This window comes from Bacteroides sp. DH3716P, assembly GCF_025914115.1.
Lineage (GTDB): Bacteria > Bacteroidota > Bacteroidia > Bacteroidales > Bacteroidaceae > Bacteroides > Bacteroides ovatus.
In genome coordinates this window covers 1,115,472-1,129,774 of the sequence record NZ_CP083673.1, presented here as the reverse complement: position 1 = coordinate 1,129,774, position 14,303 = coordinate 1,115,472, and the positions used below count along the sequence as shown (strand labels likewise).

General features: G+C 42.9%; 11 protein-coding genes. 5 read left to right on the top strand and 6 right to left on the bottom strand.

Going from position 1 to position 14,303, the window contains the following annotated elements; translation table 11 throughout:
• The first annotated feature begins 332 nt into the window (after positions 1-332).
• The gene (locus KQP79_RS03955; protein ID WP_061448596.1) at positions 333-2,372 is read left to right on the top strand and encodes a hypothetical protein; all 2,040 of its coding nucleotides are present in this window, start codon (positions 333-335) and stop codon (positions 2,370-2,372) included.
• An 81-nt stretch (positions 2,373-2,453) separates the two neighbouring features.
• Here the strand turns inward: KQP79_RS03955 and KQP79_RS03950 are convergent, their stop codons facing one another.
• Positions 2,454-3,320 carry a formylglycine-generating enzyme family protein gene (locus tag KQP79_RS03950; RefSeq protein ID WP_061448597.1) on the bottom strand — a complete coding sequence of 289 codons (867 nt, stop codon included), beginning with the start codon at positions 3,318-3,320 and terminating at the stop codon, positions 2,454-2,456.
• A 250-nt stretch (positions 3,321-3,570) separates the two neighbouring features.
• On the opposite strand from KQP79_RS03950, the gene KQP79_RS03945 reads away from it, so the two are divergent.
• On the top strand, positions 3,571-4,629 hold the full coding sequence (locus KQP79_RS03945) for a linear amide C-N hydrolase (protein WP_022199491.1): 1,059 nt from the start codon (positions 3,571-3,573) through the stop codon (positions 4,627-4,629).
• Positions 4,630-4,739: 110 nt separating this feature from the next.
• Here KQP79_RS03945 and KQP79_RS03940 read toward each other — a convergent pair whose 3' ends face one another.
• Complete coding sequence (locus tag KQP79_RS03940; RefSeq protein ID WP_004299465.1) at positions 4,740-6,104, bottom strand: dipeptidase; 1,365 nt, start codon at positions 6,102-6,104, stop codon at positions 4,740-4,742.
• On the bottom strand, positions 6,104-7,180 hold the full coding sequence (gene aroC / locus KQP79_RS03935; RefSeq protein WP_004306728.1) for a chorismate synthase: 1,077 nt from the start codon (positions 7,178-7,180) through the stop codon (positions 6,104-6,106). The genes KQP79_RS03940 and aroC overlap by 1 nt, the downstream gene beginning before the upstream one ends.
• Before the next feature lie 161 nt (positions 7,181-7,341).
• Between aroC and KQP79_RS03930 the strand changes: the two genes are divergently transcribed.
• Complete coding sequence (locus KQP79_RS03930; protein ID WP_004312410.1) at positions 7,342-7,908, top strand: calycin-like domain-containing protein; 567 nt, start codon at positions 7,342-7,344, stop codon at positions 7,906-7,908.
• Here the strand turns inward: KQP79_RS03930 and KQP79_RS03925 are convergent.
• Positions 7,905-8,690 carry a porin family protein gene (locus KQP79_RS03925; protein WP_004312411.1) on the bottom strand — a complete coding sequence of 262 codons (786 nt, stop codon included), beginning with the start codon at positions 8,688-8,690 and terminating at the stop codon, positions 7,905-7,907. The genes KQP79_RS03930 and KQP79_RS03925 overlap by 4 nt on opposite strands.
• Before the next feature lie 32 nt (positions 8,691-8,722).
• Complete coding sequence (locus tag KQP79_RS03920; protein WP_022199492.1) at positions 8,723-9,808, bottom strand: PCMD domain-containing protein; 1,086 nt, start codon at positions 9,806-9,808, stop codon at positions 8,723-8,725.
• 133 nt (positions 9,809-9,941) lie between these two features.
• On the opposite strand from KQP79_RS03920, the gene KQP79_RS03915 reads away from it, so the two are divergent.
• The gene (locus tag KQP79_RS03915; protein WP_004312413.1) at positions 9,942-11,228 is read left to right on the top strand and encodes a serine dehydratase subunit alpha family protein; all 1,287 of its coding nucleotides are present in this window, start codon (positions 9,942-9,944) and stop codon (positions 11,226-11,228) included.
• A 127-nt stretch (positions 11,229-11,355) separates the two neighbouring features.
• On the opposite strand, the gene KQP79_RS03910 is transcribed toward KQP79_RS03915, so the two are convergent.
• Positions 11,356-11,934 (bottom strand): FKBP-type peptidyl-prolyl cis-trans isomerase, encoded by a 579-nt coding sequence (locus KQP79_RS03910; RefSeq protein ID WP_004306740.1) that lies wholly within the window; start codon positions 11,932-11,934, stop codon positions 11,356-11,358.
• 481 nt (positions 11,935-12,415) lie between these two features.
• On the opposite strand from KQP79_RS03910, the gene ilvD reads away from it, so the two are divergent.
• Positions 12,416-14,215, top strand: coding sequence for a dihydroxy-acid dehydratase (gene ilvD, locus KQP79_RS03905; RefSeq protein WP_061448598.1), 1,800 nt, complete (start codon positions 12,416-12,418; stop codon positions 14,213-14,215).
• Positions 14,216-14,303 lie beyond the last annotated feature (88 nt).

Sequence of the window (14,303 nt, the reverse complement as noted above, 5' to 3'; positions counted from 1 at the left end):
TTTATACGAATTTTACTTCGTTCCATAGCTGTTATCTTGCGATTAATGTCTTCTTGTACTGGTGAATTTCATTTTATATACTGCCATACGATAACAAGGTAAAGTACACTGCTGAAAATAGTTAAGTGAAAAACTATTTGATTTGTTGAAAAATACTATATTTGTACACAACTCTAAATATTCTATTTATGAAACACGACTGTCAACCAAATCCCATTGATACGGATTATATGGTATTGGTGCATGATATGGTACGATTATCAGAACAAATAGCTCGAAATGTACACAATATGGGCAGGACTTGTATGTTTTGCTATCAATAAGTTATAAGCATGAACCGTTTTATAAACTACTACAAGAAGATATTCTCACAAGAGTATATGGATCGCACCATTTCGGGAGGTATCAAGTCGCAGCTCACCCTGTTACTCGTTACTATTGCTACGGTGCTGGCTATCTTCTTTATCATCGTGATGTTCTTTTCTATCCAATTGTATGGACATGAGGAATGGGGCGAAAGGCTCTGGGTGGTGTACAACAACTTTGTGGATCCTGGTAACCAAATGAACGAGACAGCTTGGTCCAGCAGGCTATTGCTGGGAATTGTTAGCTTTTCGGGATCCATTTTATTGGGCGGTGTGCTCATCTCTACCATTTCCAACATTATAGAGCGGCGTGTGGATGTGGTAAACACGGGGCGAATGACTTACCGCAACATAACTCAACACTATGTATTGATAGGCTTCAATGAACTAACTATCAATATGATACGCGAACTATATAACGAATGTCCTTCGGCACGTATCTTGCTGATGAGCGGTATAGAGGCGGCAACGGTACGCCATCGCATACAGTCTGCCTTGCCCGTCGAAATAGAGCGGCAAGTGCTTGTTTACTTTGGCAACATTGAGTCGATCGAAGAACTTCAGCGGTTGAACATAGCGAGCGCGAGTGAAGTGTATGTACTGGGTGATGAAGAACGTTGCGGACGCGATGCTAAAAATATAGCGATTGTGCATTTGGTGAGTGCTCTGCGTGGCAAATGTTCCGATGGCAAGGTGATGCCTGTATATGTGCAGTTCGACAGTATCCCTTCGTACTCTAACATACAGAAAATGAATCTGCCGCCGGAGGTGTTTTGCATTGAGGGGAAACCTAATATTTTTTTCCGTCCCTTTAACCTCCACGAGAATTTGGCCCGGCAACTATGGAGTCTCTATGCTGCCGATAGTGAAAGATATTATGATCCGCTAGACTATCGCCCCATAAGCATAACGCAACAACCTGATGGAAACTGGACTGCTACTAGTCAAGACTATGTGCATCTGGTTATTGTGGGATTCAATCGGATGGGACGCTCGTTGCTGCTTGAAGCACTACGTATCTGCCATTATGCCAATTACGATGACCGTCTGCCGACAGATGAGCGCATACGTACCCACATCACTTTAGTAGATCGAGAGATGGAATCACAGAAAGACTACTTCAAAGCTCAATTTCCTTATATAGAGAGTCAGATAGGCGATATTGAGGTAGAATATTGCCATGACGACATTTGTAGTACTGCTATGCGCACCCGTCTACAACAATGGGCACAAAATAAACACTGTATGCTTACAGTGGCTATTTGCGTGCATGATCCCGATTTGAGTCTCTCATTAGGACTCAACTTGCCGCATGAGGTTTATCAGCATCAATGTCGTGTACTTATCCGTCAGGATTTCAATAACGATTTGTCGTCGATAGTGGACGATGAGCAAGGGCGTTATCGTTATGTCAAGGTGTTTGGTATGGTAGATAGGGGGATGAAGAAAAATATCTTGCAGGATAAACTGGCTTTGTATGTGAATTACCTCTACGATTGCTGCTATACAGATGAAAGCCTCAAGCAGAAAGAGGTGTTGAAGAAGATGTATGAATCTTATGGCAACCACTCTGCCGATTTCATTTTGATGAATCATCAGGCACAGTTTCTGTGGAACAAATTGAGCGAGCCGTTACGTTGGGCTAACCGCTATCAACTGGATGCCTATAGTGTATTTTGTCGTACGCTAGGCTACGGTATTAAGCGGAGCGACCGTTCGCCGGCACGCATATCCGGATCTATGTTCAATGAGAATCTACCGTCTCAAGTTTTGTATCTACTGGTGCGCATGGAGAAATACCGATGGAATGCCGAACGTACGGTAGCTGGTTGGAGACGTGCCGAGGTGAAAGATAAGGTTTTCTTGCAACATCCTCTCATTATGCCTTTCAACGAATTGCTGCAAAAGTACCCCGAAGAGGTAGAGAAGGATGCCGACGTTATTCTTAATCTGCCTTATGTACTGGCATTGGGAGGATATGAACTCTATAAACTGGCCGATCAATAAGTCGACTTGACATTTGTATATAATAACAGTATTTAGAACAATGAGGAGCTAAAATAATACAGTGAATAATATGCTCCTCTTTTAATTTGGTAGTGACATTACCAACCGTAATCCGTAATCAATATCCCATCGTTGCGGGTTAACTCCGTAGCGGCTGGTGACTTTACAATATTTCTCGAAGGTATAATAACTACCTCCACGCAACACTTTATGCGTATCTTTTTCGCTTATAACCGGAGCGATGTTTCCGGTAAAAGGAACCTTTCTGTCATACCAGTCCATGCACCATTCATATACGTTTCCACTCATGTCATAAAGTCCCAGTTCGTTGGGCTTCTTCGTTCCTGTTTCTTTGGATACGTAAGTATTGTAATATTTTTCTCTAAACCAGGCAACCTGTTCTGCATTATTGCTGCCGGCATAGATGAAATTCTTGGTTTTTAGTCCCCCACGTGCTGCATATTCCCATTCTGCTTCGAAGGGGAGACGGAAGGGTAGACCGCTTAATTGAGAAAGTTTTTGGGTAAATCGTTGAGCGTTGAACCAATTGACTTGGTCTACCGGATAGTTACGTCTGTGTTGGTTAGAAGGATTTTCTCCCATAATGACATACCATTCATCCTGACTAACTTCATATCGGTTGATGAAAAAAGAGGCTACATCCACGGGATAGTTGTTGTTGTCTCCGAGATTGGCTGTACCACCTTCCACATAAACCATATTCCATAGTATATAGCGTATAACCTCTTTTTGTTCTTTATTTATTGTCGGCGACCAATGCAAGGCTTTTTCCAATTTGGAGGGGAGAGTGTCAATAATACTTGCTTCTCTTCGACATTTATCGTGGTATCGTTGCCACATTTGTTGTTCTTGCGCTCTGCTTGATAATGCGATTCCTTGTAATAGAAAGCAAATGATTATAGTTTGTTTGGTGTACCCTTTTATCATGATAATTGTATGTTTATTTATTGGACGAACTAAAGTAGCAATGACTGCAATAGTAACACTTAAATTTATTTAATATTTTTCGCTAAGAAATGATCTTTGTGATGATAACCCTCATACGTTGAAAACCCAAAATTTCTTCCTGCATTGAATAAATGCCTTTTTTTCATTAAAATCCTCTTTCTTTTAGGCAATAATCGTGGCGCGTTTGTTATTTATAAATAAGAAGATCAATTATTTAAATAGAATGAACATGAAGAAAAAATTAGCAGGAGTTGCATTGGTGTTGGCTGCCGTCTCTTTGATGAGTATACAGCCTGTAGAAGCATGTACGCGTGCAGTGTATATAGGCCCTGACCAGATGGTGATAACAGGACGTACAATGGACTGGAAGGAAGATATCATGACGAATATCTATGTATTTCCGCGTGGTATCCAACGTATGGGACATAACAAAGAGAAAACTGTGAACTGGACTTCCAAATATGGAAGTGTGATTGCTACAGGATATGATATAGGTACTTGTGACGGAATGAACGAGAAAGGATTAGTGGCTAGCCTGCTTTTCTTGCCGGAATCCATTTACTCTCTTCCCGGCGATACCCGTCCGGCAATGGGCATCAGCATTTGGACACAGTATGTGCTTGATAACTTTGCCACGGTACGCGAAGCGGTGGATGAATTGAAAAAGGAGACTTTCCGCATTGATGCTCCCCGTATGCCGAATGGAGGACCGGAGTCTACCTTACATCTGGCCATAACCGATGAAACAGGCAATACGGCTGTATTGGAATATCTGGATGGGAAATTAAGTATTCACGAAGGAAAAGAATACCGGGTGATGACAAATTCTCCTCGATATGAACAGCAGTTGGCCATTAATGATTACTGGAAAGAAATCGGTGGCTTACAGATGTTACCCGGAACCAATCGGGCAAGCGACCGTTTTGTACGGGCTTCATTCTACATTCATGCCATTCCCCAAATTGCGGATGCAAAGATTGCAGTTTCCAGCGTATTGAGTGTGATGCGTAATGTTTCCGTGCCATTTGGTATTAATACACCGGAGAAGCCTTATATATCTTCTACCCGTTGGCGTTCCGTATCCGATCAGAAGAATAAGGTATATTATTTCGAATCTACCCTGACTCCGAATTTGTTTTGGCTGGATTTGAAGAAAATTGATTTTAGTCCGAAAGCCGGCATTAAGAAACTGTCTCTGACAAAGGGCGAAATTTATGCAGGTGATGCAGTGAAGGATTTGAAAGACAGCCAATCATTTACCTTCCTTTTCGAGACTCCGGTCATGTAATTTGTCAGTGTGATAGATATATAAAAGAGTGGTGGACAAATGCTTGTAATCAAGCTTGTTCACCACTCTTTTATATGTATCGTTTATAACTTGATTGTTATTTATCCGCTTTATCGTCTGGCATATTCCTGATGAAACTCTATGACTGCCTCTATCCCTTTCCGGAAGATATCCAATGAGCAGTTCTCGTTCGGAGAATGGATCGCATTCGATTCGAGTCCAAATCCCATCAATACGGTTTTGATTCCCAATACCTGTTCGAAAGTAGAGATGATGGGAATACTTCCGCCACGGCGTACCGCCAACGGCTTTTTCCCGAAAGCGATCTCGAAACCTTTCTCTGCTGCCTGATAGGCAGGAAGTGAAATCGGGCACACATATCCTTGTCCCCCGTGCATGGGAGTCACTTTTACCTGTACTGTATCAGGCGCGATACTAAGAATATAATCTGCGAACATTTGCGAAATCTTATGGTGATCCTGATGCGGTACTAACCGGCAAGATACTTTAGCATAAGCCTTTGAAGGCAGTACGGTTTTAGAACCTTCTCCTGTATATCCGCCCCAAATGCCACATACGTCAAAAGACGGACGGCAACTGTTACGTTCCAATGTGCTATATCCTTTTTCTCCGAAAAGCTCTTTTACACCGATTGCTTCTTTGTATTTCTTTTCGTCAAAAGGAATATGGGCTATCATTTCCCGTTCGGTTTGCGGCACTTCTTCCACATCATCGTAGAATCCGGGAACAGTGATACGTCCGTCGGCATCCGTTACTTTGCTAATAATCTGGCAAAGCGCGTTGATCGGATTGGCTACCGCACCCCCGAAATGTCCGGAATGCAAGTCACGATTCGGTCCCGTCACTTCTATTTCCCAATAAGCCAGCCCGCGCAGACCAGTAGTCAATGAGGGCAGTTCAGCTCCTAGCATACTCGTATCCGACACCAGAATAACGTCTGCTTTCAGCAATTCTTTATGTTCTTCGCAGAAAGCTTCCAGACTGGGTGAACCTATTTCTTCTTCACCCTCGAAGATGAACTTCACATTATTCTTCAGTAATCCGTTTTTGACGAGATATTCAAATGCTTTCACCTGAATGAACGATTGTCCTTTGTCATCATCCGCTCCACGTGCCCAGATATGTCCGTCACGTATTTCCGGTTCAAACGGTTCGCTTTTCCAGAGTTCCAATGGTTCGGCCGGCATCACATCGTAATGAGCGTAGATTAATACAGTCTTTGCATCCGGGTTCACGATCTTTTGAGCGAAAACAACCGGATTGCCCTGTGAGGGCATTACCAATGCTTCGTCCACACCTGCTTCCAATAACAGTTGTGCCCAGCGTTCCGCACAAGCCAGCATATCGTCGTGGTGCTCTGGCAGAGCACTGATACTGGGAATGCGAATAAGGCTGAACAAGTCATCCATCATCTTTGGTTCGTGTGCCGCTATGTATTTCTGAATCTCGTTCATTAGAGTTGCGTCGTTTTATCCAGTAAGTAATAATCGAGTATGGTCATGGCAGCCATTGCTTCTACGATAGGTACGGCACGAGGTAATACACAAGCGTCATGACGTCCGCGTGCTTTCAGAGTGGTGTCGACGCCATCAATGTTGACAGTTTCCTGTTCCATCAGCAGCGTGGCAATCGGTTTGAACACTACACGGAAATAGATATCCTGACCATTACTCAATCCTCCCTGAATACCTCCGGAGTGATTGGTGTGCGTCTCGATCCGTCCGTTATTGTTATAGAAAACATCGTTCTGTTCGGAACCTTTCATTTTCAATCCCTTGAATCCTTCACCGTATTCGAATGCTTTGGCAGCGTTGATGCTTAACATGGCGTTACCCAGGGCAGCATGAAGTTTACCGAAAACAGGTTGTCCCAATCCGATGGGGCATCCCTTAATGACACAGGTCAGTGTACCTCCGATGGTATCGCCTTCACCTTTTACCTTATATATAAGGTCTGCCATTTCTTTTGCTTTTTCAGGGTCCGGACAACGTACATCGTTGGTTTCTATCAGGTCGAAATTATAGTCCGAGTAAGTACCCTCAAGCTTGATAGGACCTACCTGTGAGGTATAGGCAGTGATATTGACTCCCAGTTGGCGGAGTGCCAGCTTAGCCAATGCACCGGCTACAACGCGCGAAATCGTTTCGCGTGCAGAGGAACGTCCGCCGCCGCGATGGTCACGGATTCCATACTTCACCGTGTATGTGTAATCAGCGTGTGAAGGACGATATACATTTTTCAGATTGTTGTAGTCATTGGGGTGTTGGTTTTCATTCCAAACGATAAAACCGATAGGACACCCGGTTGATTTCCCCTCAAAAATACCTGAAAGAAACTCTACTTTATCAGCTTCTTTGCGTGGGGTGGTAAGGATTGATTGTCCCGGACGACGGCGATTTAGTTCTTGTTGTACAAATTCTTCGTCGATGGTAATTCCTGATGGGAATCCGTCAATCACTCCTCCAATTCCTTTTCCATGAGACTCACCGAAACTTGTGAGTCGAAAGATATTGCCAAATGAATTAAACATAGTTGTGGCTTTTTTAAAATTACTATATGCAAATATAACAAAGTTTTCGGTAAGAAAGTTGCGAACTCGAAATAACTTCGAAAAAGGAAGCATATTGAACCTTTTTTCTTCTTTTTAGTTTATAAAGGACGAATTTATTGTAATAACTAAACCAAAGACGTATGAAAAAGAATCTATTGTATTTATTGGCATTGGTATGTTCTCTTACTCTCTTTGCTGCTTGTAGCAGTGATGACGACGACAGTGATAACAAGAATAATGAGAATCCTCCTGAAGAGGAAGCTGTGATAACGGCTCCGGATGTAATCGGAACGTATTGGGGAAATCTGGATATATCCATGATACCGGATGGCTCTGACCAGGAAATTGTCATCGGCGACGGAATAGAGAAGTTTATCACGCTCTCGCAGGTCAGCAATACGGAAGTGAAGATTGAACTGAAGGATTTTGAATTGTTCATCAACCAGCAGATATTAAAATTTGGAGATATTGTCATTGATAAATGTGAAGTGAAAAAGGGGGAAGGTGTGTCTACATTCACCGGACAGCAAGATCTTACATTTGAAGGAGATGCTGCCTCTTTGGGTACTTGTCCTGTAACAGTTACGGGAGCTGTAGAAGATGGAAATGCAGACATGACTATTAATGTGAAAGTGCCTGCATTGCAACAGACGGTGAAAGTAACCTACTCTGGAGTGAAGCAGGTGGCAGAGCCTAGCGGGACTTAAAAAGCATACCCGAAACCTATATTCAAGTAGATGGGGTACATGGCAAAAGTGACTGTATTAAAATTGTTTTTAAATATATCATTCAATCCCCAGGTAAGATCGGCATACACATTGAGGTGCTTGAAGGCTCGCCATCCGGCTCCTACCTGTAATCCCCACTGGAAATGTCTTAAATCGTCCGAGAAATCGTATGTTGCAATTTTGCCGTCGGTAAACTCTACTTTCGGACCGGTAGGATCATCTTCCCGCAAATATCCTTCATATACGTGTCCTGAAAATTCTCTTGAAAGTAGATAGGAGAAATAAGGCCCGGCTTTGATGTTCCACCGGTTGGTTAGTTTGTAGGTAGCCATCAGAGGTATTGTCAGTCCGGCAGTATGTACTTTGGTTTTTACTCCGCCTGTCCATACTCCGCTGATTCTTTCACCTCCCTGCCCGAGAATCTCCATATTGTAATTCTTCACGGTGGCTTCGGTAGTCATTGCTTTGTTTTCAAGTCGCAATCCGACTATAATTCCGAGCTTGTTCTGAACGGCAATCCATTTGGTCACTTCACCTCCTATACTGATAGCTAATGTCGGGTTATATCCGTCAATGGAACGGATTTCCACCGGAAGAGGAAGCGGGGCTGTGCCGCCAATGCTGAAACCTGCTTTTATCTCATATTCCAGTCCGTGAAGGGCGGAACGGATCAGTGTTTCATTTCGATCAACCTGTGCATAGCCGGGGAGGGCTATTCCTATACAGGTTAGTAAACTGAATATATACGGATAGATTTTCATCGTTTTTGTTGTTATAAAGTTATTTAGTTCCACTAATCTTCCGAGTGATAGATTAACTCGGCCTCGTCAATGAGCAACGTACTTCCGATTGCTCCGTTAAAATGATCTCCTTCCAGACTTGAGGTGAACACTATGGCTATATTATATTTTCCATCCATTAGCTTTTCCTTATCTATGAATTTGCCGGGGAGAGTGGTGAAAGGAAGCTTAAAGTAAGTCCATTCGTTCGTTTCTTTGGCATTATTAATCCGTGCTGTTGAAATCAGGTTTGGGCTGGTAAATGCGTTCGTTCCGTCAAGGGTTGGAACAGATTCGCTGGTTTCGTACATGATGGCATATATGTCACAGATATCCCGTTTCCCATTTACAGGTTTGCCTCCTTCTGTAAACTGATCTCCCGCTTTGTACTTATAATAGCCAGCCAGATAAGTAGGTACATGCCGGAAAGGAAGACCGAATTTAGTTGCTTTAAGCGGATTACTCATTGCATTGCTTACATCAAAGGAACCGATAAACAGATTTCCTGCCGCGATAGGCATTCCTGCTATTTGTCCAAAGAATCCGGTACTGCGTGTCACTAAAGAAAGGCATTTGCCGGCTTTTCCGTCCGTTATTTGGAAAGTGGGATAGTCATCAGCAGTTTTGGCTACGCCGGTCATGGCATAGCCCGCATTTCCGCTGGCCCATTCCATAACGACTTTACCTCCTTCGCGTTCTACAAATATGTAGTACTTCTTTCCGCCAAGCGTATCTTCGAAATTATAGTTCGTGGCAAGTTCCGTGTCGATAACGGATATGATATACGTTTTCTTCCAAACACCATCGGCAGCTGTAACAGTATATTCTTGTGGAGTATTGAAATTTCGTTCCGTACCGCTAAGAGGATTAATTGTAGCTCCCGGAGTCAATGTAAATTCAGGTGTAAGTTCTGAAATATCAGTTCCCGGACCGACGAAGATAGTGATGGAATTATTGTTAATAATAGGACTGGTTGTCATGGCTACTCCTGGTAGTGCGCAACTTAATATGTCTGCTTCTGCATTGAGAGCTTCTTCGCCGATACAGGAAAAGGAAACAATAGCCAGTAGCAAATAGAGAATCACGTGTTTTGCTTTCATTTTTCTATCAATTCTTTCTGTTAAAGTTTGGTGTATGGGAGATTTTATAACAATATGAGATTTTATTTGTTCATTATAGAATGTTGGAAAAGAAAGATTTTCCTATTTTTGTGGAACCAAAACTTATAAGTCCATGACTGAATCAGAAAGAAGGCAAATTATAGAGTTGATTAAGAAAGAAGTCATTCCGGCTATTGGATGTACGGAACCTATCGCAGTAGCGCTTTGTGTAGCTAAAGCTGCTGAAACGTTGGGAGTGAAACCGGAAAAGATAGACGTCTTGCTAAGTGCTAATATACTAAAGAATGCCATGGGAGTCGGAATCCCGGGAACGGGTATGGTAGGCCTTCCCATAGCTGTGGCTTTAGGTGCGTTGATTGGCAAATCAGACTATCAGTTGGAGGTGTTGAGGGACTGTACGCCGGAAGCAGTGGAACAGGGGAAACGGTTCATTGCAGAAAAACGGATTTGTATTTCTCTGAAAGAAGATATTACGGAAAAGCTTTATATCGAAGTGATTTGTAAAGCGAGAGATAAAACAGCTAAAGCTATCATTGCCGGTGGGCATACTACCTTTATATATATAGCCAAAGATGAACAGACATTGCTCGACAAGCAACATACAGTCAGCGAGGAAGAGGAAGATGCTTCGCTCGAATTAAACTTGCGTAAAGTCTATGACTTTGCACTGACTGCTCCGTTGGATGAGATTCGTTTCATTCTTGATACAGCCCGTTTGAATAAAGCTGCTGCCGAGCAAGCCTTTAAAGGTAATTACGGACATTCTTTAGGTAAAATGCTTCGGGGAACTTACGAACATAAAGTGATGGGTGACAGCGTATTTTCTCATATTCTCTCTTATACATCAGCTGCTTGCGACGCCCGGATGGCGGGTGCAATGATTCCTGTCATGAGTAATTCCGGCAGTGGTAATCAGGGGATATCCGCTACACTCCCTGTCGTTGTCTTTGCCGAAGAGAACGGAAAGAGCGAAGAAGAACTTATCCGTGCTTTAATGTTAAGCCATCTCACTGTTATATATATCAAACAAAGTTTAGGACGTCTGTCAGCTTTGTGTGGCTGCGTGGTAGCTGCTACCGGATCCAGTTGTGGAATCACCTGGTTGATGGGGGGAAACTACAATCAGGTTGCCTTCGCCGTTCAAAACATGATTGCTAATCTGACAGGAATGATTTGTGACGGTGCAAAACCGAGTTGTGCATTGAAAGTAACTACCGGAGTTTCGACAGCCGTATTATCTGCAATGATGGCAATGGAAGACCGTTGTGTGACTTCCGTAGAGGGAATTATCGACGAAGATGTAGATCAAAGTATCCGCAACCTGACAAGGATCGGCTCGCAAGCCATGAACGAAACGGATAAAATGGTGCTTGACATCATGACGCATAAAGGATGCTGATTTCAAGTATTAAGTATCAGGTATTAAGTATTAGCTCAAATAACGGCATAAAAAAAGTATTAAGTATTAAAGCCCGGCTGTGTCCGCACGGAATTAATACTTAATACTTTATAATTTAATACTTTATTTAGTGACAGTGTCCGCCTTCGCAACCGCAGTCGTCGCCACAGCCATCACCGCAGCTGTCGCATCCGCAACCACAGCCATCACCACCACTCATCATTTTCACAAGTTCCTGAATTTCTTCGTTCGTAGCAGGACGGCTTTCCAGTATTTCACCTTCAAAGATCAGGTCGGCACCAGCCAACGGATGGTTGAGGTCAACTACTACAATATCCGGTTTGATTTCTACTACGCTGGCATTTACGCGTTGACCGTCACCAGTCATCAAAGGTACGATGTTACCTTCTTTAATACGTTCGCTGTCAAATTTGCCATCTATTTCAAATATATTTTTGGGGAGGTCAATAACGTGTTGTTCGTCATATTGTCCGTAAGCCTTATCTGCCGGAATGGTAAAATCAAATTTATCACCTTTAGAAAGAGCAGTTATCTGATTTTCGAAATCTTCGAGTGTTGTTCCTAATCCTGAAATGAATTGAAAGGGATGTTCTGCTTTTGCTTCTTCGAACAACTCTTTCTCACCATCTTCCATTGTATATAGTTTGTATGCAACGGTAATGTACTTGTTTTCTACTGTTTCCATCTGATCTTTTTTGTTTCTGATTAATAATTCCCGTAAATACGGGTCTACAAAGATACGAATTATTTGCTTGTACTCCGGTATAGGGAGGGTAAATTTCAGATTATTAAGTGCTTTTGTCAGAAAAAGAAAGTGAGGCGCGCAGTTAGATAATAGTTGTAAATTCAACCTTTAAGTGATAAAATAGAGAAATAATACCTCTCTTTTCTTACAATTGTTCGCTTTTAAGTGATTTTTTTCTTCGATTTGTTTGGATATAATAAAAAAGCCCTTACCTTTGCAGCACGAAAATAAAGAAAAGAAGATATGAATATGTTACATACATCTATTAACCTAGCAGTCCTGCATATTATTCGCGTCGTGGTGGTCCCATCAAGAGCGTGAGAAAGGTTTTTGTGTTGTATGTGTTCGTACCATAAAAGATAGAATTTAGAGCCTTTCTCACTTGTGTGAGGAAGGCTCTTTAATTAAAAGATAGATTGAAATGAAAAAGCAATTACGCAGTTCGTTTAGTACACAAGGCCGTCGGATGGCGGGAGCCCGTGCGTTATGGGCAGCCAACGGCATGAAGAAGAATCAGATGGGTAAACCCATTATTGCTATCGTCAATTCGTTCACCCAGTTTGTTCCGGGACATGTGCATCTGCATGAAATCGGTCAGCTGGTGAAGGCAGAGATTGAGAAGCTGGGATGCTTCGCTGCGGAATTCAATACAATAGCTATCGACGACGGTATAGCAATGGGACATGATGGTATGCTTTACTCGCTTCCTTCACGTGACATCATTGCAGACAGTGTAGAATATATGGTTAATGCGCACAAGGCAGATGCAATGATATGTATCAGCAATTGCGATAAGATTACTCCCGGAATGTTGATGGCGGCTATGCGTTTGAATATTCCTGCCGTATTTGTATCGGGCGGTCCGATGGAAGCCGGAGAATGGAATGGTCAGCACCTGGATTTGATCGACGCGATGATTAAATCGGCTGATGAAAGTGTCAGCGATCAGGAAGTAGCGAATATCGAGCAAAATGCTTGTCCTACTTGCGGATGTTGTTCCGGTATGTTTACCGCCAATTCAATGAACTGCCTGAATGAAGCAATCGGACTGGCTCTTCCCGGAAACGGAACCATCGTAGCTACACACGAGAATCGTACGCAGCTTTTCAAAGATGCAGCAGAACTGATCGTAAAAAATGCAAAGTTATATTATGAAGAAGGAGACGAAAGTGTGCTTCCTTGTAGCATTGCTACCCGTCAGGCTTTCTTGAATGCCATGACGCTGGATATAGCAATGGGTGGTTCTACTAATACAGTTCTTCACCTGTTGGCTATTGCTCATGAAGCAGAGGTAGATTTCAAGATGGATGATATCGATATGCTTTCCCGCAAGGCTCCTTGTCTCTGCAAGGTGGCTCCCAATACACAGAAATATCATATTCAGGATGTAAACCGTGCCGGTGGTATTATTGCTATCATGGATGAACTGGCAAAAGGCGGTCTGATAGATACATCTGTTCGACGGGTAGACGGAATGTCATTGGCGGAAGCTATTAATGAATATTCAATCACCAGCCCGAATGTAAGCGAAAAGGCAATTAAAAAATATTCGAGTGCAGCCGGAAATAGATTCAATCTCGTACTTGGTTCACAGGGCATGTACTATAAGGAACTGGATAAAGACCGTGCAAACGGATGTATCCGTGATTTGGAACATGCTTATAGCAAAGACGGTGGATTGGCCGTATTGAAAGGCAATATTGCCCAAGACGGTTGTGTGGTAAAAACAGCAGGTGTAGACGAAAGTATCTGGAAATTTACCGGACCTGCCAAAGTATTTGATTCGCAAGAAGCAGCCTGTGAAGGCATCCTCGGAGGCCGAGTCGTCAGTGGCGATGTAGTCGTCATTACGCACGAAGGTCCGAAGGGTGGTCCCGGTATGCAGGAAATGCTTTATCCTACCTCTTATATCAAATCTCGTCATCTCGGAAAAGAATGTGCTTTGATTACCGACGGACGTTTCAGTGGTGGAACTTCCGGATTGAGTATCGGACATATTTCTCCTGAAGCGGCAGCTGGAGGCAATATCGGAAAAATTGTAGACGGAGACATTATCGAAATCGATATTCCGGCCCGGAAGATTAACGTGCGACTGACGGATGAAGAACTGGCGGCCCGTCCGATGACTCCTGTCACTCGTGACCGTTATGTACCGAAGAGCCTGAAGGCGTATGCCAGCATGGTAAGCTCTGCCGATAAGGGAGCAGTGAGAATTATATAATATAGTTGATAGGTAATAGTTAGCTGCGCAGCACTTAGCGCAATGATTGTAAACCATTCATTTTCAACTGTCATTTCTCAACTATCAT

Coding starts and splice junctions, on each gene's coding strand:
- KQP79_RS03955 (WP_061448596.1), top strand. CDS start 333: ATGAACCGTTTTATAAACTACTACAAGAAGATATTCTCACAAGAGTAT.
- KQP79_RS03950 (WP_061448597.1), bottom strand. CDS start 3,320: ATGATAAAAGGGTACACCAAACAAACTATAATCATTTGCTTTCTATTA.
- KQP79_RS03945 (WP_022199491.1), top strand. CDS start 3,571: ATGAAGAAAAAATTAGCAGGAGTTGCATTGGTGTTGGCTGCCGTCTCT.
- KQP79_RS03940 (WP_004299465.1), bottom strand. CDS start 6,104: ATGAACGAGATTCAGAAATACATAGCGGCACACGAACCAAAGATGATG.
- aroC (WP_004306728.1), bottom strand. CDS start 7,180: ATGTTTAATTCATTTGGCAATATCTTTCGACTCACAAGTTTCGGTGAG.
- KQP79_RS03930 (WP_004312410.1), top strand. CDS start 7,342: ATGAAAAAGAATCTATTGTATTTATTGGCATTGGTATGTTCTCTTACT.
- KQP79_RS03925 (WP_004312411.1), bottom strand. CDS start 8,690: ATGAAAATCTATCCGTATATATTCAGTTTACTAACCTGTATAGGAATA.
- KQP79_RS03920 (WP_022199492.1), bottom strand. CDS start 9,808: ATGAAAGCAAAACACGTGATTCTCTATTTGCTACTGGCTATTGTTTCC.
- KQP79_RS03915 (WP_004312413.1), top strand. CDS start 9,942: ATGACTGAATCAGAAAGAAGGCAAATTATAGAGTTGATTAAGAAAGAA.
- KQP79_RS03910 (WP_004306740.1), bottom strand. CDS start 11,934: ATGGAAACAGTAGAAAACAAGTACATTACCGTTGCATACAAACTATAT.
- ilvD (WP_061448598.1), top strand. CDS start 12,416: ATGAAAAAGCAATTACGCAGTTCGTTTAGTACACAAGGCCGTCGGATG.